This is a genomic window from Streptococcus anginosus subsp. whileyi MAS624, from assembly GCF_000478925.1.
Lineage (GTDB): Bacteria > Bacillota > Bacilli > Lactobacillales > Streptococcaceae > Streptococcus > Streptococcus whileyi.
The window spans coordinates 1,520,042-1,544,085 of the sequence record NZ_AP013072.1; the positions used below are offsets into that span (position 1 = coordinate 1,520,042).

Below are 24,044 nucleotides of genomic sequence, written 5' to 3' on the forward strand. Positions count from 1 at the left end.
AACTCCTTTCTATCAATAAAGAGATTGGTACAAATGGCTATAGGCCTGACTAGCGGTGTCCCATGAGAAATCACGCTCCATAGCTTGCTTTTGAAGCGACTGCCATGCTTCTTTATCGTTATGATAGAGACTGACAGCCATATCAAACGTCCATTTCAGCCAGTAGCCTGAGAAATTATTAAAGCTAAATCCAGTTCCTGTTCCTTCGTAGGCATTATACGGTTGAACGGTGTCACGCAAGCCACCAACTTCATGTACGAGAGGTAAGGTTCCATAACGCATGGCCATCATTTGGGACAATCCACATGGCTCAAAGCGACTTGGCATTAAGAACATATCACAAGCTGCATAAATTTCTTGTGCTAATTTCACATCAAAAGTGATGTTGGCAGATAATTTTTCTGGATAAGCTTGACCAAACCAAGCAAAGGATTGCTCAAAAGACGGGTCTCCTGTACCTAAAAGAACGATTTGTACATCATCTTGTAGTAAATTGTGCAACTGATCCACAACCAAATCAAAGCCTTTTTGCCAAGTCAAACGAGATACAATTCCTACCAAAGGCACATCATCTCGCACAGGCAAACCAACTTTTTCCTGCAAAGCACGCTTATTTGCTAACTTACCAGATAAGTCATCCTTATTAAAATGGTACTCCAGCAAATTGTCCGTTTCTGGATTATAAATATCTGTATCGATTCCATTGACAATACCTGATACTTTACCAGATTCCATTCGTAAAATTTGATCCAAACCACAGCCAAATTCTGGGGTCATGATTTCATGCGCATAGCTTGGTGATACGGTTGTCACCCGATCTGCATACAAAATCCCTGCCTTCATCCAATTCAAGCAGTTATTCCAACGCAAGGTACCGTCTGCATAACGCTCATAGCCCACTCCAAACAAATCCCAGAGCATGCCATCAGAAAATTGCCCTTGAAATTCTAAATTGTGAATGGTTAAAACAGTCCGAATACCATGATAAGCCTGAATCCAATGGTATTTTTCTTTCACCAAAAATGGAATCATCGCTGTATGATAATCATGCACATGGAGAACATCTGGAATAAAATCCACTCGCTCCATTAACTCAACAGCTGCCATTTGGAAATAGGCAAAGCGTTCGCCGTCATCAAAATCGCCATAAACATGTCCACGGAAGAAATAGTATTGATTGTCTATAAAGTAGAAGGTAACACCGTTTAAAACTGTACGTTTCACACCGACATATTGACCGCGCCAGCCGACCTTTACTTCAAAATGGAACAAGTCTTCCATTTGGTCGCCGAATTTAGTCTCTACCATATCGTAATAAGGCAACACCACTCTCACTTCATGACCTGCCTTCACGAGAGATTTAGGGAGAGCGCCAATGACGTCTCCCAAACCTCCTGTTTTAGAAAAAGGTGCACCTTCTGCTGCTACAAATAAAATTTTCATTGAATTCTATCCTCTGTCACTTTTTCGCCTTTTTTAAGAACAACTGGGTTATCAACTGTTCCTCGAACGGTCACATTCTCAGCAATCTCAACACCCTTATCTAAGATTGCATAGTCTACAACAGCATTTTCGCCAACAAGGACACGTGGGAAAAGAATACTGTTTTTTACACGACTTCCTTTTTTAATACGAGTATTACGAGAAATGACAGAACCACTCACTTCTCCTTCAATAATACTGCCAGAAGCAAATTGAGCATTTGAAACCTTAGAACCGACTGCATAATAAGTTGGCTCTTCGTTTTTTACTTTCGTATAAATCTTTTGATTTGGAGAGAAAAGGGAATAGAATTTTTGTGAATCAAGCATATCAATATTGGCATTGAAGTACGAAGTGACAGAATGAATATTTGCTAAATAACCCGTATATTCATAAGCAAACGCTTTTTCCTGAGCAGCTAAATCACGTAAAACATAACGTAATTTTTTAGGAAATTCTTTTTGTGCTTCTATTTCCAACTTTTCAATCAGCCAAGGTGTATCCACAACAAAGATATCCGTTGACATGTTGTACAACTCCTGATCTTTTTTATCATCAAAAAGATGGTGATTTTTCACATGATCTGTTTCATCAATTTCCAAAACAGCATTGACTTCGGAAATTTCTTCTTTTGGTAATTTTTTATAGACAACTGTAATCGGTTGATCAGTTGTACCATGTAAGTGGAAGACTTGGTTCAAGTCGATGTTCACCAAAACATCACAGTTCAATGCTACCGTTTGATCGCTGCCTGAACGTTTTAAGTAGGTCAATAATTGCTCGTAGTATTCTTTACCAACAGTAGAACTTTCTACGCGCGTATTATAAATACCAAGATAGTAGTGACTCAAAAGAGTAGACAGCCCCCATTCACGTCCAGAACGGATATGGTCAAAGACAGAACTAATATTATCTTGTTGGAAAATGCCAAAGACGCTCCGAATCCCTGCATTGGCCAGGCTAGACAACGGAAAGTCAATTAAACGATATTTCCCACCAAACGGCAAACTGGCAACTGGACGATGATTTGTCAAAGTAGACATATCATGAAATCCAACTGTATTTCCTAAAATTGCTGAATATTTATCAATCTTCATCTGATGGTACCCCCACTTTCTCATTGTATCCGATAACTTGTACTTCGTCTGTTCCATCAATTTCTACACCATCAGAAATGATAGCTCCTTCACCAATAATAGCACGTTTGATTTTTGCACCTTGACCAATGATAGCACCACTCATAATCACAGAATCTTCTACAACTGCATCTTTACGCACTTGAGCTTCCGTAGAAAGAATGGAATGCTTAACCGTGCCATCTACCAAACAGCCGTCCACAACCAAAGAATCTTCTACATGAGCATTTTCTCCAAGGAAGTTTGGTGGAGAAATCAAGTTACGTGAATAAATTTTCCATTGACGATCCCGGCTGTCTAAAGCATTGTTTGGGTCAATATACTCCATATTGGCTTCCCAAAGTGACTCAATCGTTCCAACATCTTTCCAATATCCCTTAAATTCATAAGCATAGACACTTTCGCCGGATTCAAGATAATTTGGAATAACATTCTTACCGAAGTCAGACATATCTACATTGCTCTTTTCAGCAGCTACCAGCATATTACGCAGGCGTTTCCAGTCAAAGATATAAATCCCCATAGAAGCCTTAGTAGACTTAGGTTCAGCTGGTTTTTCTTCAAACTCGACAATGCGGTTATTGGCATCTGTATTCATAATACCAAAACGACTGGCTTCTTTTAAAGGAACATCCAGAACAGCTACCGTCAGACTGGCGTTGTTGTCCTTGTGAGATTGAAGCATATCATCGTAGTCCATTTTGTAAATGTGGTCACCAGACAAAATCAAGACATACTCAGGATTGATAGTATCAATATAATCAATGTTTTGATAAATCGCATGACTAGTTCCTTCAAACCAACGATTGCCCTCACTTGCTGAATATGGCTGGAGAATAGAAACTCCTGTGTTAATACCATCCAGTCCCCAACTAGAACCATTTCCAATATGACTATTCAAAGCTAATGGTTGGTATTGAGTAATGACACCAACATTATGAATTCCTGAATTGGCACAATTGGACAAAGCAAAGTCAATGATACGGTAGCGTCCACCAAATTGTACTGCTGGTTTGGCAATACTTTGAGTGAGTTTTCCAAGGCGTGTTCCTTGCCCACCGGCAAGAATCAAAGCTAGCATTTCATTCTTCATCTGTTACTCCTTTTTGGACTTCTTACTTCCATTTGCTGATTTCACACGACGTTTAATTTTCCAAATACTTGCCCCTAATGCTGGCAAAGTAAAGGTCAACGTCTGAGGATAATCCTTCCACAAGCCTTCTTGAGACTGAACTGTTTGATTATACTCTTTCCATACACCTCCCCATTCTTCTAATTCAGTATTCCAAATTTCTTCATATATGGCTGTCACCGGAACACCAATGGTAAAGTCTTTGCGCTCTACCGGAGCCATATTAAAGACGCAAATTAGCATATCTCCCTTGTCATTTTTCCGAATAAAGGAAAGTACACTTTGATCTGTATTATCCGCATCAATAATTTCTAAGCCATCCCAATTCAAGTCGTTTTCCCATAAAACACGATTTTCTTTATAAAGCTGATTGAGTCGAGAAGTGAAATGTTGCATCTTAGCGTTCATATCATCTGCCAAATCACGCCATTCTAAAGATTCTTCGCATTTCCATTCTAAGAATTGTCCCCATTCGCTGCCCATGAATAGTAATTTCTTCCCTGGGTGACATATTTGATAAGTATAGAGATTTCGCAGACCAGCAAATTGATTATAGCGATCTCCCCACATCTTATGCATGAGACTCTTCTTACCATGTACCACTTCGTCATGAGAAAATGGCAACAAGAAGTTTTCAGAAAAAGCGTACATGAAACTAAAGGTTACTAGATTAAAATCATACTTGCGGTAAATCGGATCTTCTTCGTAGAAACGCAGAATGTCATTCATCCAGCCCATGTTCCACTTGTAGTCAAATCCAAGACCACCCATTTCTATCATCCCCGTAATCTTTGTATCACTCGTACTTTCTTCTGCAATCATCATGACATCTGGGTGGGCAAGCTTGATAACCGTATTCAATCGTTGAAGGAAGTAATAGCCTTCGTAGTTGCGATTGCCCCCGTCAATATTTGGTTGCCATGGACCACTATCATAATCTAGGTAGAGCATGTTGCTAACAGCATCCACGCGGATTCCGTCTAAGTGATAAAAGTCAATCCAAAACTTGATACTAGAAATCAAGAAAGACTGCACTTCATTCTTTCCTAAGTCAAAATTGAGAGCGCCCCAGCCGTAATTATGGGCACGGTCATGATCCTGATATTCAAACGTAGGTGTACCGTCATAATAAGCCAAGGCATCATCATTGATAGTAAAATGACCCGGCACCCAGTCAACAATAACTCCGATATTATTGACATGACATTCTTCAACAAAATCACGAAACTCTTCAGGCGTTCCATACGTGTGCTCAAGTGCAAAATATCCCATTAGCTGATAACCCCAGCTCAATCCAAGTGGATGCGCCATTAGTGGCATGAATTCCACATGAGTATAATCCATTTTAACCAAATAAGGAATCAGTTCATCTTTTAATTGAGCAAATGAATACGGGCTACCATCCTCATTTTTCTTCCAGGAACCTACATGAGCTTCGTAAATATTCACTGGACGTGAGAAAAACCCCCAACGTTTTCTGCGAGCTAACCATAGACCATCTTTCCATTTCTTTTCTGGAATCGTCCGAATTACTGCACCTGTACCAGGACGTTTTTCAAAATAGATAGCTAAGGGATCAATTTTTAAAATTTCTTGACCACTGCTTCGTTTAACGTTGTATTTGTAAATATCTCCTTCCTTTGGCAAATCCGTGAATACTTCCCATACGCCACCTTCATTGCGTGTCATAGGAATCTGATTTTCATACCAGTCGGTAAAGTCTCCTATTAAATGCACACTTTGAGCATTTGGCGCCCATACACGAAAGGTATAGCCGCTTTGTCCATCAACTTCATCTTGATGAACCCCCAAATAGTGCTGTAAATGGAAATTTTCACCTGTGGTAAAAGTTCTCAATGCTTCTTGTCTATCCATTTTTTCACCTCGTTTTGTAAGCGTTTTCTATTATTCTATTTTACTATTTTTCCTATTGCTTTTCAAGTAAATTTCCATTATTATTACAAAAAATTCTCAAAACCGAACATTTCTTCAAATAATGCCCACTATTAGCAAAAATAACTAGATTTTGTTAAAATTTTAAACTTTTCATTCCATTCCTACTAAATAGTCGATAAAAGAGTAAACTTTTTTAAATGAAAATTTTCATAAAGGTCCATATAGCTTTATAAAAAGGCCGCACAATGCTGCCTTTTCTATTTATTTTATAGTAGCAAATCGCAAAATTACGATCTAATTTCAAATATTTTTCCTCCACTCTCTGATTTACTATTATTTTATCGAACTTTTCTGAAATTTTCAAGCAATATTTTCAATAAAATACAAAATTTAGGAACTATTTTTAATTTTTATGAAGAAAACATTCGTGAATAAGAGGGCGATTTATCTATTCTACTTTCACCACTTGAAGCTGTGCTCCGCCTAACAACACTAAGTATTTTTCAACTTTTTCAATACTGTATGAACGACTAAGAGCTTCAGTATAAAGTGCTAATTGTGCTTGGTAGCGCTCCACTAATTCACTTGGATTTGTATATCGATCCGTCTTGTAATCAAAGAGAATGATTCGGTCCGTCAGCAGTAGATAACCGTCCAGAATCCCACGGACTACAAAATATTGTCCACTTGCTGGATCCTGCTTTAACATAGCAAAAGGAGCTTCACGATATACTCTGTCTGTATGCTTCAAAAGGAGCTGCCCAAGTTCAGTCCCAAAAAAACTAGCTATCTTTTGCAAATCAATTTTCTTTTTAACACTTTCTTCTGCCTGAACCTGTTTTAAAACTTTTCTCAAAATAGCTATCGTAGGGGCTTGATCCAAAGGAATACGCTGCATCAGTTCATGGACAGCGCTACCGATTTGCGCTCCTGTAACTGGAGCTTTTTTAGCAAAATTTGGTAGCTCAAAAGAAGCTTTTCCTACAATGGTCGGATTCCTTTTCTCCATAATTTCAACGCCGTCTGTATCCATAATCGGTTCATAAAATTTCTTAATTTGACTCGGTGTTCGAACACTCGGTAAACGGATGGCAGCTTGATACTTGGTATTCAGTCGATCTACATTTTCCAAAATATCCAAAGCCCTACGAATATCCTCAGATTGGCGATTATGCACCATACTCTCTTCAATAATCGCATCTTTCAATTTCAGTTGACCTATTTTTTCATCCGTCAAATCACTATCTGTCACAAAATGTGTTGAAAAGGCTAGATTATCTTTCTCAAATACTACATGTAAAGCCCACATCCAATCTTGAAAACTTGTCATACTTTGCCTGATAGATGCAGCTAAATGCCCCTTCACTGGAGTAGGGAAGCTTTTTTTCTCCAAACTTTTCTGATGACCTTTACCAACTAAATACAGTTTCCTTTCAGCGCGTGTCATGGCGACATAGAGTAGACGCATTTGCTCAGAAATACTGGCTAGATGAATCTCACGCTCATTTTGCTCATAAGGCAGAGTATTAATAGACAAACGAACATGGTTTGGAGCTAACTTATCAGCAACATCTACTGCTACATCAGCCACATACTTGATTCCAACACCATTTTGACGACTGAGAATCAAAGCAGAACTGCTGTCTTTACGATTAAATACTTTGTCCATATTGAGTAAAAAGACATATTTAAATTCCAAACCTTTGCTCTTATGAACCGTCATCAGGCGAACCGCATGTTTCGGAGCTGCACTGACTACACTGGCTAAATCATTCTGTGTTTCCAAGATTTTATCAATCATCCCAATAAAACGTGACAAGCCTTTAAAACTCATTTTTTCGTAATCATTTGCTCGTAAGGTCAGCGCATAAAGATTGGCCTGACGTCCCGCTCCATTTGGTAGGGCTCCCACATAATCGTAATAAAAGCGATCTTGATAAATTTTCCAAAGCAAATCATATAGTGAATTTGTTTTTGCATACTCTCGCCAATCCAGCAGTATTTCTTGAAACTGCTGGATTTTCTTTAAAAGAGGAGGTGTGATGAGTTCGGGATGTTGACCGTTCCCACTCAGAGCATTTTTCAATTTCTCATAAAGATTTTCTTGATGAGTAACATAAGTAGCTTCTGTCACCTTTTTTTGCAAGGCCAAACGAGCCAATTCATCCTCAGTAAAGGTGAACATTGGTGACTTTAGAAGTGCCACCAAAGCATAATCATTGAGCGGATTGTTAATCGTACGCAGGGTATCCAACATCACCATAACTTCTACAGATTGCAAATAATTATCCTCGCCACCGTCTGAAACGACTGGGATACCGTATTTGGCAAACTCAGATAAAATCACATCGTTGCGCGTCCGCGAAGCCGTTAGCAATGTCATATCTTCAAATGGGACATTTTCCTCATTGTGCAGACGGATAATTTCCTTAATGACCAGCGCTACTTCTCCTGCAGAAACAGAAGAAACATCCTTGTCATTCTCCTCATTATCCGTCTCAAGCGTTCCGTCATAAATGAGAAATTCCGTCTGATATTGTGGATTTGGTGCTTTTTTAGCAGGATTTCCAGCTACCAGATAATGCGTTTCATTATAATCAATTTCTCCCACTTCCTCATCCATGAGACGTTTGAAAACATCATTCGTGGCTTCCAAGACTTCCACATGACTGCGGAAATTTTCCTTCAAAACAATCAATTTCCCTTGCTGGCTATCGTCTTGATAGGTTTTAAATTTCTCATTAAAAATCTGCGGATCAGCCTGACGAAAACGATAAATAGACTGCTTAATATCCCCCACCATAAAGCGATTACCCCCATTTGATAACAGTTCTAGCATCCGCTCTTGCGTGTGGTTGGTATCTTGATACTCATCCACCATGACTTCATGGTATTTTGTCCGATAAAAGTGGCGCACATCAGGAAATTCTTCTAAAATCTGAATGGCAAAATGACTGATATCTGCAAATTCAAACGCATTTTCTTCTTTTTTCCGTTGTAGATAGCTTGTCACAAACGATTTCATAAATTGCTGCAAGACAAGCAAGATTTCCTTGGCTTCCTCATGATAGGTCACTTGAAATTCAAAGCGATAAAATTGATCTGCCAAATCACGTAAAACTTGAATTTTTTCCTTACGTTTTTCGTTATAAGCGTTAATAATTTCTTTTAATTCTTCTTTGCGTCCGCTGTTTGTCAAGGCTTTCCCATTGCTGGCCCGCGATATTTCTACAATGTTATTGAGCGTTGTGAGATAAGCTTCCTCAGAGGATTGTCCTTGTAAGCTTGCCAGACCATCAAGCACACGCTGCACATTTTCAAGGTATTTTGCTTTGGGAAATTCCTTGGCTTCATGAACCAAATGATAGCTAAAAAAATCTTCTAAATCAAAGAGGGCTTCTTTTGTTTGTGTTAAAAGGCGCACTTTTTCTTCTTGGAAATCCGCATGAGCGTAAGCTTTCAAGAAATCTTGTTCTAAGTATTCGATTGGGCTACTGGTGGATTGCAAAAAAGCATAAATCTTATAAACCTGCTCTCGAAAACCAAGCAAATCTTTCCTCTGACCTGTAAAATTTTTGACTAATTTTTTAAACAAAGTTGCCTGATCAGATTGATAGAAGTCTTCAAAAACTTGCTCAAAAACTTCGTTTTGTAGCAATAACTGCTCACTCGCATTTTGCAAAATGCGAAAATTTGGCGCCAATTCTAGGAGATAACCATATTTATTGAGGACCTTTTGGGTAAAAGAGTCCATGGTTCCAATGTCGGCATTCGGAATATCGGCTAATTGCTGCGCCAAGTGCTGTTTGAGCTCCTCATCATCTGTTGCCTTCAAGACCTTGGATAACTCTTTCTCCAAGCGCTCTTTTAATTCACTGGCTGCTTTAACGGTAAAAGTCGAAATGAAGAGCTGGTCAATGCGAACTCCCCGCAGAATTTGGTCAATAATCCGCTGCACCATAACAAAGGTTTTTCCTGAGCCTGCAGAAGCAGATACAAGGATATTTTGACCGGAGGAGTAAATGGCTTCGATTTGCTCTGGTGTACGTTTTTGAGCTTTGTCAGACTGTGCTTCTTGATCCTGCAAAGCACGAATCTCTGCTTGACTCAAAAATGGAATTTGCTTCATTTTTCTAACTCCTCCTTCATCTTTTCTATCCATGCTTGACGTTTTTTTTCACCTGTCGGGTGGCTATCTAACTTAACCAAACGGCGAGCGCTAGAGAGGTGAAGGTTCGCTTCAAATCCCGTAATGGACTTGTACTGCTCCACAAAAGGTGCAATACTTTTGCCATTCTCCGTATAAGGATTGATGTAAAAATGCCCTGCCAAAATCTGCTCAGCAGCACGGCGATACAAGAGTGCATTATAAGCCAACAATGTCTCCAACTCCTCTTGACTCAACAGATTCACTTTCTTTTTATCGTACAAAGCATTCAGCTGACGAGCCTGCTCAGACAAGAACAGACCTTTGTATTCTAGGTTCTTCATTGCTTCTTTGATAGCGTCGCCTTGCGATTTCGTCTTGGCTAAAGACACAAGTGGATTGGTCATCTGCAAATACATGGCGCCAAAAGCATGCTCTTCTTCATTCATCCACGACTCTTGTTTCAAAGCTGCTAGATAGGTAGGTAATTGAGAATTTAAGCCATTGAAAAATTTCTGAAAATCAAAATTCGTATCGCTTGATTTATAGTCAACAACGCCTAGACTGCCATCTATCCTCAAACGGTCAATCCGGTCAACTTTCCCTCGAATTTGAAGGTTGCGTCCGTCTGACAAGATTAGAACATTTGTTTCTTCTTGACCGAAAACAGCTTCTTCTTGAATGGTTTCTACCAATTCATTTCTCTCTAAAACCTGTCCTGTCGCACGCGCTGCGTCAAGCAAAACTTCATGAGCAAACAATGCTTCGGCACTTTCGGTATAAAGAGCTTCAAACTCAGGTTCACAGCTTACTTCCTGAATGACTTTTTCTAGACGGATGTCGAATTGCTCGTTCGATTGATCGTGCACGACTTTTTCAAACACACGGTGCAGAAAATTTCCATGACTGCGCGCATCTGGGTAAATTGTCATTTCTTCTTGCAGAGCCAAAATATACTTCAAAAAATAAGCATACTGATTACGATAAAATTCTGTCAAAGCTGAAGTCGACAATAGAAATGCTTGATGAGGCGGATAAAGGATTTGCAAAGTCTGTTCTGACAAGGTTTCTGTCTCAAGACTTGACGTGACATTCGGAATCGAAATGCCTTCACTTTCCAATTTTTTGCGTAAAACTCGTACAGCTACTGACCAAAAAGTCTGTTCTTTCTCAGTCAAAGAATGCTCTTTATCAATATCTCCTTGATTCAACTCAATAACCCTCGCCAATAAAGCACGATAAGTACCAATATCATCACTTGTTGCCTGCGGATGCTTCACCTCAATTGGCAAAGCAATTGGTTGCTCACGCAGTTCCAACAGATATGGAGAAATGTCATTCTCTATTTCATTGACAATCTGAGGAGTGGAAAGTACCAATCTATCCGTTGCAGCATTTAGAAGTGACAAGGCGACAAAACGATTTTTCTTGAGATTTTCCTGAGCAGCAATCAGCAATTCCGAATGCTCATCAGTCGCTTCATTTAATCGTAATCGTTCTTCATCTGACAAGAGACTCTTGTTTTGCACAATTTTTGGAAAATAGTCTTGGGTCAAACCAACAGCATAGACAAAAGGACTTGACAAGGGCTCAATCAAATCATAAGATTGAACGGTCACAACGTCCACCGTTGCTGGAATAGTCCGATAATTGGATAACAGCATTCCTGACTGCACCAGAGTCAGAAAATCATCTAGCTTGACCTTGCTGGCTGAAAAGACACTGGCAAATTGTTCCAAAACATGACAAAAAGCTTTCCAAACTTCTTCTTGCCGTTCTTGATCTTGCGGATTCGTAAAATCTACTAAACCAGCAAAATTCTGAGAAAAAGCAATCACTGTCAAAAATTGATGAAATTTCTGGAGCAGACCTGTCGCTGTTTGACTGCGAGATTTGAAAAACTCTAACAAAGGAGACACTATCTTCTTCCTCAAACGATTGATTTGAACTAAATCAAACTTATGACGTTGATTGTGAGTGAAATCCTTGGCAAATTTGCTGGCTCCTTTTACATCTGCAAAACGAATATATTGCTCAAACAAGTCTAACTCTTCTTGCTTTAAATGACCATAAAGACCTGTTTTTAAGAGATTGAGCAAATCTTCCGTTCGAAAATTGTAGTGTTTTAGGCGCACTAAAGCTTCAATAAATTGCACCAAAGGGTGATGGGCCATAGCCTCATTTCGTCCCAGATAAAAAGGGATTTGATACTGATCAAAAATCGTCTTTAACTGCAAACGATAGGCTTCCACATCTCCCAAAAGTAAGCGAATATCTTTGTAGCGAGCACCATCATGAACTCGCTGGCGAATGCTTTTTGCCACATATTCCAGTTCTTCCTTTTGATTGACAGTCGACCAAATCTGTACATGCGAGCGATCCTGTTCCGTCAATTCCAACTCAACATCTGAGAAATCATAACGGCTTTCTAGCAGTTTTGAAATGTTCCCAAAAGCATCATCCGGCTGCGCTGCAGGTCTATATTCAGGTTTCACTTCATACTCATTTGCCAAATGGCGCAAGAAATCCACGCTAGCCTGATAGAGATTGCCCTCTCGAAAAGTCGCACGGTATGCCTTCTCACTGGCATAAACACCAATAATGATTTCCACACCCTTATTATGCAAAAGCTCGATCAAATAAGCTTCCTCAGCCGAAAAGCGCGTAAAGCCATCAATAACCAAGACTAAATCCTGCAGTTCCTCATCCACATCACCTACTATAATATGATGGGTAAAGGCCATGATATTTGAATCAGAAGTAAATTCACTCTGATTAAGCTGATACATCACTACTTGAAAAATCTTGATTAAATCTGCTTTTTTCTCGGCTTCATCCAGAGAGTCCAAGTCTGCAACAGTCATTTTGGCTTCTTGCAACTCATGATAGAGTTCAACCAATTGCTGAATAAACTGCGCATCCGTCCGAATGCCACCGTACACCTGCAAATCATGCTCTTCCATTTCAGATAAGACCTTGTAAAAGAGCATTCCCAAACCAATATCATCTAATGGTTTGCCTTGCTGCACATCATTGAGGACAAAATAACGCGCCATCTGCGCAAAACGTGTCACTGTAATAGCAAACGAAGCGTGGTTTTCTAAAAGACTCAAAACAGCCCTCTCTTTTTCAAATGAAAGAGAGTTGGGGGCAATATAAAACACGCGCTTGCCTGCTTGTGCCAAGCGCTCTGCTTCTTTCACCAAAATCTTCGTTAAGGGATTGCGAATATCAGTATAAAGTAATTTCATGAGCATCCTTTTTGTCAAAATATAGTCTTATTATATCATTTTTAAAGTTTTTCAACAGCGATTGACTGCATGCCTTTTCAAGAAAAAAATCCCCACAAGAATACTTGTGGAGAACGATTTTTAATGATAAGCTAAAGCTTTTTTGAAGCTCTTCCAAATGCCAATATCATCTGTTTGTAAAATTAAGCTGGAGTAAATCCGACCGATATAAACTGTCATTCCTAAGGTAAAGACAGAGGCAATGACAAACGAAATCCAGGCTTCTAGACTAGTTGCATAACCGTTAATGGCACGGAAGGGCATAAAGAAGGTCGAAATAAACGGAATATAAGAACCAACTTTCAACAAGATCGTGTCACCAGCATTTCCAAGAGCCGTCACTCCCAAAAATCCAAGGAGAATCAGCATCACAACAGGCTGAACAGCTTTCCCAACGTCTTCAATTCTCGTCACCATTGATCCTAAAAAGGCAGATAAGACCACAAACATAAAGACACTCAAGGTGATGAAAGCAATAGTATTAAAGGAAATTGCTTCTCCCAAATGCTTCATCAGATTTGGATTGGCATCTAAGAATTCTTTTACAAAAGAAATCTGGTCTGAAAAAGCAAGCAACAGCACAGCGCCGATTACATAAATGCTGACATGGGTCAAGATAACTGCAAAAATTCCTGCCATTCGACCATAGAAATATTCAGAAGCCTTGATACTGGAGAAAATAACCTCCATAATCTTCGTCCCTTTTTCGCTTGCAATTTCTTGAGCAGTTGAGCTTGTATAGACAAGGAGAATCATGTAAAGCATAAAACCAATTGCTGTTGCGACAATCGTTTGAGTGGTCTTCTTCGCTTCTTTCTTCTCATCAATCTTTTCTTTGAAATCAATAGCTCTTGAAAGTAGCTTCACTTGATTAGCTGATAAATTAGCTTGGCTAATATTTGCAACCTGTTGCAACTGCATCAGTTTCTGTGTAATTTCAATTTTTGTAGCACTACTCATGCTCGTATCTGCAAAATAAGTTGCCTTGATTTGCCCGTCTGCTTCTGATACTAGCAAATATCCGCCAACATCGCCATCTTTTACAGCTTTCTTAGCTGCTGCTTTATTTTTATAATCGAAATCCAGATTCTTAGTATCTTTCAGAGCTTCCTTCACTTGAGCATTGTCTGATACAACTGCGACACGGTTAGAACTACTACTTGACATGGAGGAAAGATAACCAACTCCCATACTCAGACCGATAAAAATGAAAGGCGAAATAACCATGAAGACAAAACTCCATGACTTGACATGACGAAGATAGGTTTCTTTGATAACAATTAAAGTCTGTTTCATACTTCCACCCCTGATTCTAACTTAAAGATTTCATCAATTGTTGGAGCTTGTTGGTCAAAAGTTTCAATATATTGTCCTTTAGTCAACAAGTCAAACAATTCCTTACCAGCTGCTTCGTCATCTAATATCAATCGCCATGTGCCTTGGTTGGTCAGATTGGCTTTACTTACGTGAGGAAGTGCTTCTAATTCCGTTTGAGACAGCGAGCTAGACACAAAGAGACGTGTTTTGCCGTATTGATTACGAACTTCCTGCACGCTGCCATCCAAAATGACTTTCCCATCACGAATCATAACAACATCATCACACAATTCTTCCACATTGGTCATCACATGGTCAGAGAAAATAATCGTTGCTCCACGCTCTTTTTCCTCAATAATGACCTGTTTCAAAATCTCGGTATTCACAGGATCCAAACCACTAAATGGCTCGTCTAGGATAATCAAATTTGGTTCATGCAAGAGTGTGATAATCAGCTGAACCTTTTGTTGATTCCCTTTAGACAAGCTCTTGATTTTATCGGTCACTTTGCCTTTGACTTGCAAGCGCTCCATCCACTGAGGTAATTTTTCTTTCACAACTGCATTTGGTACTCCCTTTAAATTTGCCAAATACCGCACTTGCTCATAGACAGTCAACTTGGGCATCAGGCTTCGCTCTTCTGGTAAATAACCAATTTTCCGATAAGTCTCCTGAGAAATCGGTTGCTTATCAAATGTAATGTTTCCGCTGTATTCTAAAAAACGCAGAATACTATGGAAAATCGTAGTTTTCCCCGCACCATTCTTTCCAATCAAACCGAGGATTTGCCCTGATTCAGCCCTGAAATCAACACCAAATAGCACTTGTTTTTGCCCAAAACTTTTTTCTAAATTTTGAATTTCAAGCATCCTAAACCTCCTGAAATTTTAAGTTCACTATATTATATATATTGTCTATATTTAATAGTATAATATTTTGAAAGCGTATTTTCAAGTTTTTGTGTAAAATTCCTTATTTTTTACAACAAAAAAGAGAGTCATCAACAGTTACATTTATAGATCGTCTGTCTCTCACTCTCTTGCCTTTATTCTATTTACGCTTTACTAAGCCTTAAAAGCCTCTACCAATACTTGAAATTCTTCATTGGAAAGCGTAATCCCCTTCCCCATTTTTGTATGATCAGGACTCCAGCTACGGATATCATATTTGGCTGGTGCACCATTGAAACTCACTCGGTTCAGCTCTTTCGTCCAGCCTTTATCATTTTCTGATAACACCAGTAACTTTTCTTCTATCTCAAATTTGAATTCTGACATTTTTGTCTCCTTTTTCTTCTTTCTTGATTTATTCGTAAAAAATTTACTTTTTTAGCGAGTTTGTTATATAATATATTGTAACAAGTTATGGAGAATTTAGCTATGAAAAAATTTCTCGAAATGATTTTAGAGCGCGCAAGTGAATTTATCAATTACAAAAAGGATACACAAGAGGTAGAGGAAGACAACGCCAATATTTTGCAGACGATTGAAACAGCTTTGCAAAAAAAATCAGGTGTGCATGTCATTTTTTCAGATAAAAGTTTTACTGGTGATATTGTCAAATATGACAAAGAGCGTCAGCAATTGATTGTTAAAAACTTCCAGAAAAGTATGTCAACGATTATTCGTATTTCAGATATTAAGCGGATTCGTCTGGTTCCAAATACTATCAGAGAAGCGCAAAAAAGAAATTCCAACCTCCGCTAAGAGATTGGAATTTTTTTATTCAAATAAGCTGTAATAATCCGCAATCGTCATTTTCGCTTTCTCTTCTTGATGTAAGTCTTGGATAATTTGTCCGTCTTTCATGACAATCAAGCGGTTACCGTATTTAAGAGCATCCTCCATATGGTGAGTAATCATAAGAGCAGTTAGTTGGTCACGATTCACAAATTCTTCTGTCAGACTCATCAATGCCACACTGGTTTTGGGGTCAAGCGCTGCTGTATGTTCATCCAAAAGCAACAGCTCAGGGCGTTTGAGAGTCGCCATTAAAAGACTCAAAGCCTGTCTTTGCCCACCCGAGAGAAATTCAATCGGCGTATCTAAGTGTTTTTCTAAACCATTGCCGATTTTGTCTATCGTCTCCTGAAATTCTTTGCGATAATGGCTCAGACGGCGTGGCACTAGACGGCGTTTTTCACCACGAAATTTAGCAATCAATAGGTTTTCTGCCACCGTCATGCGCGGAGCTGTTCCCATCTTTGGGTCTTGAAAGACGCGTGACAGATACTTAGCCCGTTTTTCTGGTGAATAACTGGTCACATTTTCACCTAGAATATAAATGCTGCCACTCGTCAATGGTAATGTTCCTGCAATGACATTGAAAAGCGTGGATTTCCCTGCCCCATTTCCGCCTAAAATCGTAATGAAGTCATGCTCAAAAATATCCAGTGAAACATCATTTAAAATAATCTTTTCTTCTTCAATACCCGTATTCACAATTTTTGTCGCGTTTTTTAATTCTACAATTGCTGTCATTTGCTTAACTTGACTCCTTTAAAGAATTTATTTTTGAAAGTCGGAATCATGAGACAAATTGCCAAGATAACCGCACTATAAAGGCGAAGATAGCTGGTATTAAAGCCAAGCGCAATCACGCCCCAAATCAGGAATTGATAGAAAATAGAACCGACAACAATCGTCAATAGGCGTTCTGCCAATGTCAGGCTGGTAAAAAGCACCTCTCCAATAATGAGACTGGCAAGCCCCACAACGATGACACCAATCCCACGCGAGACATCCGCATAACCTTCCTGCTGAGCAATAAGGGCACCAGCTAGGGCAATGACACCATTAGACAGCACCAGACCCATTAACTCCATTCGTCCTGTGTGAATGCCAAAACTCCTTGCCATATCAGGATTATCACCCGTGGCAATATAAGCTTGACCCAATTTTGTATCTAGGAAAAAAAGCAATGCTACAATTACCAAACTGACAAAAATCAATCCTGTCAGAAGATTGTTTAATTCGCCAGAAAACGGTAGAAAGTCCTGAATTTGCTTCGTTCCAAGAAGTCCAAGATTAGCCCGCCCCATTAACATAAGCATAATAGAATGGCAGGAAGTCATGACCAAAATTCCAGAAAGTAGAGTAGGTATCTTCCCCTTGGTATAAAGAAGTCCTGTTGCCATACCTGCCAAACACCCTGCCAGAATGGCAACAACAGTCGCCGGAAAGGGATTGATACCTTTACTAATCAGCGTAACTGCCACTGCTCCCCCCAAGGGAAAAGAGCCTTCGGCTGTCATATCAGGGAAATTTAAAATACGAAAAGTCATAAAAATCCCCAAGCCTAAAATAGCCCAAACAAGTCCTTGTGAGACAATTGAAAGTATCATACTGTTGTCCTAACTTTTAAAATATCGTTTCTTATAATCGGATTACTCAATGACTTGTCCTGCCTTTTTCAGAACATCATCTGGAATCGTTACTCCTAGCTGAGTAGCCACTTTTTTATTCACAACTGATTTGCCAGTAGCAAAGATTTCAACAGCTGTGTCTGCTGGTTTAGCGCCCTTCAAAATTTTCGCCGTCATTTTTCCAGTCGCCACTCCAAGATCTTTTTGATCGACAACCACTGAACCCAGACCACCTTCTTCTACCATAGCGGTCGCACTTGGATAGATTGGTTTTTTAGCCGTTTGATTGCTGGAAACGACTGTTGAAAAAGCTGAAGCAATGGTGTTGTCAATTGGAATCCAAATGGCATCTACCTTTCCTGTCATCACATTCATGGTTGAAGCAATCTCATTGGTAGAAGGTACAGAATAAGGAAGCACTTTATAGCCTGCTTTTTCAGCCAAAGCTGTAAATTCTTCTACCTGCGTTTTTGAATTGTCTTCACTGCTTGAATAAAGGACGCCGATTGTTTTCACATTCGGTGTTAATTGTTTGATGAGCTCCAATTGCTGTTGAGCTGGGTTGTGGTCAGACACACCTGTAATGTTGCCTCCCGGCTTTTTCAAATCCTTTACTAAATTCGCCCCAACTGGATCGGTCACTGCTCCCATGACGATTGGCTTGTCTTTCGTTGCACTAGCCAAACCTTGAGCAGCAGGCGTTGCGATTCCAATCAGCACGTCATTGCCATTGGCAACTAATTGCTTGCTCATCGTTGCCACTTTACTTTGGTCACCTTCTGCATTCATAAAGTCAATTTTGATCTTCTTGCCTTTATAACCTTCTTGCGCCAATCCTTCTTGAATGCCCTTATAAATCAAGTGACGGATGACTGACATATTGCAGCACACCAACTTTTACTGTTTTGGTTGTATTGTTTGTCTTCGGTGCTTTCTCGCCATTTACACTAGAATAAATAATGCCTCCGACAACTAATATCACCAAAAGAGCAATCATTCCCATTAACCGTTTGTTTTTCATATCTGTTCTCCATTTCGTATTTTCTAATTTTTATTCAAGTAAAAGCCAGAGTCGCCATCGTTTCAACATATTTTTACCTCCATTAACGAGACTGAAACAATAAAAGAAAAACCCACACACAGTTCATCCTGTGTGAGGGCGTAAATCGCGGTGCCACCTCAATTATGGGAAAAATAATAGACTTCTCCCACATCTCTATCTTGTCTAACAACAAGTTGCACTGTAAGGTGTGCTCACCGAATTTTTATCGTTTCAAATTCAACTTCTATCCATTAGCCCAATTTCATAAAACGCTGCTGCTTGTTTTCACCAACCACAAGCTCTCTGCCAACAACTATTTTATTACTTTTCTAATTTGATATTATTTTAGATGTTTCTGAAACAAAAGTCAAGTATTTTGTCAAACTTTTCTGACAATAATTTTCCAACCTTTTCTTGCTATTTTTTGTTATAATTTTCTTTAGTATCATTCAAGGAGAGAAAAACATGTCCTTTGACGGATTTTTTTTACACCACATGACAGAGGAATTGCGGCAAGAGTTGCTATATGGTCGTATTCAAAAAATCAACCAACCTTTTGAGCAGGAATTAGTGCTGCAAATCCGCAGCAATCGGCAAAATCACAAATTGCTCTTGTCTGCTCACCCTGTTTTTAGTCGCATTCAACTAACCCGTACCGCCTTTGAAAATCCAGCAGTGCCCACCACATTTATCATGGTTATGCGAAAATATCTACAAGGCGCTACGATTGAAAGCATTGAACAGATTGACAATGACCGAATTTTGGAAATCTCTGTCTCCAACAAAAATGAAATTGGAGATAACGTGGCAGCAACTCTTATCATCGAAATCATGGGCAAGCACAGCAATATCATCCTAATGGATAAGGCAAGCGGCAATATTATTGAAGCTATTAAACATGTCGGCTTTTCTCAAAATAGTTACCGTACGATTCTGCCTGGTTCAAGCTATGTCACTCCACCTCAAACAGATAAGCGCAATCCATTCACCATTTCTGATGAAAAGTTATTTGAAATTCTTCAGACAGAGGATTTGTCGGCCCGTTCTTTACAAAACTTATTTCAAGGCTTGGGGCGCGATACAGCGACCGAGCTCAGTCAGTGCTTAACGAGCGACAAACTAAAAACCTTCCGTGCTTTCTTTGCCAGTCCCACGCAAGCTCATCTGACAACTAAATCCTTTGCGCCCATTCTTTTTGCGGATAGTCAGAAAGAATTTCCGAGCTTATCGCAGCTGCTAGACGACTTCTATCAAGACAAGGCGGAACGCGATCGCGTTAATCAGCAAGCCAGTGAACTGATTCATCGAGTGGAGAATGAATTAGAAAAAAATCGTAAAAAATTAACGAAACAAGAGCAAGAACTGGTCGCGACTGAAAATGCGGAAGAATTTCGCCAAAAAGGAGAACTCCTCACTACTTTTTTGCACCAAGTTCCCAACAATCAAGACCAAGTAGAACTGGACAATTACTACACAAGCGAGAAAATTACTATTGTGTTGGATAAAGCTTTGACCCCTAACCAAAATGCTCAGCGCTATTTTAAGAAATACCAAAAGCTGAAAGAAGCAGTCAAGCATTTAACGGGACTGATTGAAGAAACTAAAGAAACCATTCAATATTTGGAAAGTGTGGAAACCGCCCTGTCACAAGCTAACTTGACAGAAATTGCTGAAATTCGTGAAGAATTGATTCAGACCGGTTTTATTCGCCGGCGTCAGCGTGAAAAGATCCAAAAACGAAAAAAACCTGAGAAATATTTATCTACTGATGGACAGACAATTATTCTGGTTGGACGAAACAATCTGCAAAATGATGAGTTGACCTTTAAAATGGCGAAAAAAGAGGAACTCTGGTTTCATGCCAAGGATATTCCCGGTAGTCACGTGGTCATCACAGGCAATCTGCAACCAAGTGATGAGGTCAAGACAGATGCTGCGGAATTGGCAGCATACTTTTCTAAGGCGAGATTGTCCAATCTTGTTCAGGTGGATATGATTGAAGTCAAAAAACTTAACAAGCCAACAGGTGGTAAACCTGGTTTTGTAACCTACACGGGGCAAAAGACCCTACGCGTTACTCCTGATGAAGCCAAAATTAAATCCATGAAGATGTAAGGTGTCTACTAACTGGCACCTTTTTCTGACTATTTTTTATATGTCCGACCCTCGGATGGAATGAATCTCTTTTCAGGCAAGCTGTCCGACCCTCGGATGGAATGAATCTCTTTTCAGGCAAGCTGTCCGACCCTCGGATGGAATGAATCTCTTTTCAGGCAAGCTGTCTGACCCTCGGATGGAGTGAATTACTTTTCAGGCAAGTTATCCGACCCTCGGACGGAATGAATTACTTTTCAGGTAAGCTGTCCGACCCTCGGATGGAATGAATTATTTTTCAGGCAAGCTATCCGACCCTCGGATGAAATGAATCTCTTTTCAGGTAAGCTATCCGACCCTCAGACGGAGTGAACCAGTTCTTAGATAGGTCGTCGACGTGGGCGGCAGTTTAAACTAATTCCCATTCTCTCCGTCGACTGGGGCGACAGGCTAACCCAAGTCTTATTCTCTCCGTCGACCAGAGAGACAGACCTAAAAAAGGTTGGAAACTGAATTCCAACCTTTGTATTCTATTTCAGACTATTTAAGGTGTATGTAAGTCTCTTAAACCTACCCCGTTTTATTCCGATTTCTCAATATCTTCTTTTAGCTCCGCCACATTCAATTTGGCAGCGAGAAAATCTTGGTCTTGAACCGGAAAACGCTGCTCCAATGCTGCAATCGTTCCGATTTCAACCTCTCCATTTTTCATGACAAAATCCATAACATGTCCGCCAAATTGGTGGTCATCCGATAGAAAATGAAGATGAAAACCAGCTACGCTGACACCGTGAAACAGCTCTGGCGTCCAAAAGCCAACGATTGTTCCCGAAATGTGTTCTACCTGGTACTCAGGCTGATGAGCTGCGATTTCTGCGAACTTCTTTCCCGGAGAGGTTTTTGGAGCCATGCGCACGTGCATGCTGCTAAATTCACCATGAATCTTAATTGAGTGAAAAAGATTTTCCCCGACATAGCTAGCTTCTATGCGCTTCTTCAACGCTTCATCAGTCAGCTCAACGTCCTGACGAAAACACGCTTCTGCTCGGTGAAAAGCCACTGCAGCATAAGGAACCGTCCTATCTGTTGAAACTTCTATCACTTCAGGACTTGCTCCTATCCCCTTGGCTTGATAGGCCTTGCCGTCAAGCACAATCAGCTCTCCGTCAATAGAGTCTAAAGTACCAATCCCTAAATCGCCATGTTGAAGCAATTCTTCAATCGTCATCGTCCCCTTGTAAAGCCCCGCCATCAAAGCCCCCAAAGTATTGTAGTGAAATAATGTTACAAGCTTTTCCATTTCTCCTCCTAGGCAATTTTTACTATCTTTCCTTGAAAAAAGCAGGTCTCACATCCAGCCTTTTACTTTCTAATACTGAACTACACATCAACCGTACAAGAAAATGAGAAATTGAACTCTCTTGAAATAGTCTTGAGCCCTTTCCCAGTTTCAATTTAATAAAACTCATCTGGTAAAATCGTTTCTCCTAGTATACTGCTGTCCTTGTAATCCACTGGCACATCAATGATAACCGGTCCATTTTCCTTTAAGGCTTTTTGGAGCAACTGTGTTAATTCTGCTGGAGATGTTGCTCGGAATCCTTTCGCCCCAAAACTCTCTGCATATTTGACAAAATCAACAGGTCCGAAGTCCACTCCAGATGAGCGACCGTATTTCATTTCTTCTTGGAATTCCACCATATTATAATGACCATCGTTCCAAATGAGATGAACAATTGGCAAGTGCAGACGAACCGCTGTCTCTAGCTCCTGAGCCGAAAAGAGGAAGCCACCGTCTCCAGACACAGAAATAATCTTGGTGTTAGGACGAACTAAGGCTGCTGAGATTGCCCAAGGTAATGCCACTCCTAACGTTTGCATCCCATTTGAAAAAAGCAAATGCCGTGGTTCATAGCTCTTGAAATAACGTGCCATCCAAATATAATGCGTACCCACATCTACGGTGACCGTCATATCGTCCGTCGTATTTTCTTGCAAGACTTCGACAATATCCAGCGGGTGCAGGCGCCCTTTTTCAGTTTGGCTGCGATCAAATTTCACATCACCATCCATTTTATCTCGCAGCACTTGCAGATATTCCCGCGAGCCTTCTGGTAATTGATAGCCGTTGATTGCTGGCAGCAATAAATCCAAAGTATTTGCAATATCTCCAATCAGCTCCCGCTCCGGTTGGAAGTAAGTATCAATCTCTGCTGGCTCTACGTCAATCACAATGACGCGGGCAGAAATTTCCGCATTCCAGTTGCGTGCTTCATACTCAATCGGATCATAACCGATAGCGATGACTAGGTCAGATTTTTTCAGAAGCATGTCACCCGGCTGATTGCGAAACAGTCCGACACGTCCAAAGAACGTAGCTTCTTCCAATTCACGAGACACAATCCCAGCCCCTTGGAATGTTTCCACAACAGGCAACTGTACTTGCTCCAATAACTGACGAATAGAAGCCGTCACTTTGGCACTTGAAGCGCCATTTCCCAAGAGAAGAACCGGTAACACAGCATTTTTAATCGCTTGCGCTAGATAGTTAATGTCTGCCACAGAACTAGAACCCAGCTGCGGATCCGTCAGCGGTTTAATTGCTTTCACATGAACCTGACTATCCACCACATCCTGTGGAATGGAGATAAAACTTGCCCCCGGCATTCCTGATTTGGCATGACGATAAGCATTGGCGATAATTTCTGAAAGAGTATTGCCATCTTGCACTTCGACAGAATACTTGGTAATCGGCTTAAACAGGGCAGCATTATCCATGGACTGATGTGCACGTTTGAGAAGATCAGCTCGTTTGACCTGACCAGCCAAAGCCAGCACTGGGTCGCCCTCTGCGGTCGCCGTAACCAAGCCCGTTGCTAAGTTTGAAGCACCTGGTCCACTCGTTGCAATCACGACACCCGGCTCTCCTGTAATCCGCCCAATTCCTTGCGCCATAAAAGCAGCATTTTGTTCATGACGAGCAACGATAAGTTGTGGACCTTTGTCCTCTAAGGTATCAAACACACGGTCAATCTTTGCACCGGGAATCCCAAATACATAATCCACCTTGTGATTGATTAAACTATCCACAATCAAATCCGCTCCAAATTTTTCAGTCATTTTCTTCGTCCTTCCTGAATATCA

15 protein-coding genes, 1 pseudogene and 1 other annotated feature are annotated in these 24,044 nt (G+C 40.2%); of the genes and pseudogenes, 2 read left to right on the forward strand and 14 right to left on the reverse strand.

The features are described from left to right. Positions 1 to 12: 12 nt before the first annotated feature. The 9 genes from glgA to ANG_RS07770 all read right to left on the reverse strand — a co-directional run bounded on the left by glgA (position 13) and on the right by ANG_RS07770 (position 15,677). Positions 13 to 1,443, reverse strand: coding sequence for a glycogen synthase GlgA (gene glgA, locus ANG_RS07730; RefSeq protein WP_003037387.1), 1,431 nt, complete (start codon positions 1,441 to 1,443; stop codon positions 13 to 15). Continuing rightward, positions 1,440 to 2,579 (reverse strand): glucose-1-phosphate adenylyltransferase subunit GlgD, encoded by a 1,140-nt coding sequence (gene glgD, locus ANG_RS07735; protein ID WP_003037220.1) that lies wholly within the window; start codon positions 2,577 to 2,579, stop codon positions 1,440 to 1,442. Before glgD ends, glgA begins: the two co-directional genes overlap by 4 nt. After that, positions 2,569 to 3,711, reverse strand: a complete 1,143-nt coding sequence (locus tag ANG_RS07740; protein ID WP_003025294.1) for a glucose-1-phosphate adenylyltransferase — start codon at positions 3,709 to 3,711, stop codon at positions 2,569 to 2,571. The genes glgD and ANG_RS07740 overlap by 11 nt, the downstream gene beginning before the upstream one ends. Positions 3,712 to 3,714: 3 nt before the next feature. Continuing rightward, positions 3,715 to 5,625, reverse strand: coding sequence for a 1,4-alpha-glucan branching protein GlgB (gene glgB, locus ANG_RS07745; protein WP_003037495.1), 1,911 nt, complete (start codon positions 5,623 to 5,625; stop codon positions 3,715 to 3,717). A gap of 469 nt (positions 5,626 to 6,094) precedes the next feature. Beyond that, on the reverse strand, positions 6,095 to 9,775 hold the full coding sequence (addA, locus tag ANG_RS07750; protein WP_025271881.1) for a helicase-exonuclease AddAB subunit AddA: 3,681 nt from the start codon (positions 9,773 to 9,775) through the stop codon (positions 6,095 to 6,097). Continuing rightward, the gene (rexB, locus tag ANG_RS07755) at positions 9,772 to 13,044 is read right to left on the reverse strand and encodes an ATP-dependent nuclease subunit B (protein ID WP_025271882.1); all 3,273 of its coding nucleotides are present in this window, start codon (positions 13,042 to 13,044) and stop codon (positions 9,772 to 9,774) included. The genes addA and rexB overlap by 4 nt, the downstream gene beginning before the upstream one ends. Before the next feature lie 120 nt (positions 13,045 to 13,164). After that, positions 13,165 to 14,379 carry an ABC transporter permease gene (locus tag ANG_RS07760; protein ID WP_025271883.1) on the reverse strand — a complete coding sequence of 405 codons (1,215 nt, stop codon included), beginning with the start codon at positions 14,377 to 14,379 and terminating at the stop codon, positions 13,165 to 13,167. After that, positions 14,376 to 15,269: an ABC transporter ATP-binding protein gene (locus ANG_RS07765; protein ID WP_003037226.1), complete on the reverse strand. Its 894-nt coding sequence runs from the start codon at positions 15,267 to 15,269 to the stop codon at positions 14,376 to 14,378. The genes ANG_RS07760 and ANG_RS07765 overlap by 4 nt, the downstream gene beginning before the upstream one ends. A 195-nt stretch (positions 15,270 to 15,464) precedes the next feature. Further along, positions 15,465 to 15,677 (reverse strand): YdbC family protein, encoded by a 213-nt coding sequence (locus tag ANG_RS07770; RefSeq protein WP_003037473.1) that lies wholly within the window; start codon positions 15,675 to 15,677, stop codon positions 15,465 to 15,467. 87 nt (positions 15,678 to 15,764) lie between these two features. Between ANG_RS07770 and ANG_RS07775 the strand changes: the two genes are divergently transcribed. Then, positions 15,765 to 16,106, forward strand: coding sequence for a hypothetical protein (locus ANG_RS07775; RefSeq protein WP_025271884.1), 342 nt, complete (start codon positions 15,765 to 15,767; stop codon positions 16,104 to 16,106). Between the two features lie 15 nt (positions 16,107 to 16,121). On the opposite strand, the gene ANG_RS07780 is transcribed toward ANG_RS07775, so the two are convergent. The 3 genes and pseudogenes from ANG_RS07780 to trpX all read right to left on the reverse strand — a co-directional run bounded on the left by ANG_RS07780 (position 16,122) and on the right by trpX (position 18,785). Then, the gene (locus tag ANG_RS07780; RefSeq protein WP_003037298.1) at positions 16,122 to 16,880 is read right to left on the reverse strand and encodes an ABC transporter ATP-binding protein; all 759 of its coding nucleotides are present in this window, start codon (positions 16,878 to 16,880) and stop codon (positions 16,122 to 16,124) included. Then, positions 16,877 to 17,743: an ABC transporter permease gene (locus ANG_RS07785; RefSeq protein WP_003037452.1), complete on the reverse strand. Its 867-nt coding sequence runs from the start codon at positions 17,741 to 17,743 to the stop codon at positions 16,877 to 16,879. Before ANG_RS07785 ends, ANG_RS07780 begins: the two co-directional genes overlap by 4 nt. Before the next feature lie 42 nt (positions 17,744 to 17,785). Beyond that, positions 17,786 to 18,785, reverse strand: a pseudogene (gene trpX / locus ANG_RS07790) (tryptophan ABC transporter substrate-binding protein). A gap of 131 nt (positions 18,786 to 18,916) precedes the next feature. Continuing rightward, positions 18,917 to 19,153 (reverse strand) — a binding site (T-box leader). A gap of 118 nt (positions 19,154 to 19,271) precedes the next feature. Here trpX and fbp62 point away from each other — a divergent pair. Beyond that, the gene (gene fbp62, locus ANG_RS07795; protein WP_003037217.1) at positions 19,272 to 20,921 is read left to right on the forward strand and encodes an Rqc2 family fibronectin-binding protein Fbp62; all 1,650 of its coding nucleotides are present in this window, start codon (positions 19,272 to 19,274) and stop codon (positions 20,919 to 20,921) included. Between the two features lie 559 nt (positions 20,922 to 21,480). On the opposite strand, the gene budA is transcribed toward fbp62, so the two are convergent. Together budA and alsS are read right to left on the reverse strand one after the other, a co-directional pair. Then, positions 21,481 to 22,200 carry an acetolactate decarboxylase gene (gene budA / locus ANG_RS07800; protein ID WP_003037491.1) on the reverse strand — a complete coding sequence of 240 codons (720 nt, stop codon included), beginning with the start codon at positions 22,198 to 22,200 and terminating at the stop codon, positions 21,481 to 21,483. Between the two features lie 155 nt (positions 22,201 to 22,355). Continuing rightward, positions 22,356 to 24,020, reverse strand: coding sequence for an acetolactate synthase AlsS (gene alsS, locus ANG_RS07805; protein ID WP_003037408.1), 1,665 nt, complete (start codon positions 24,018 to 24,020; stop codon positions 22,356 to 22,358). Positions 24,021 to 24,044: the final 24 nt, after the last annotated feature.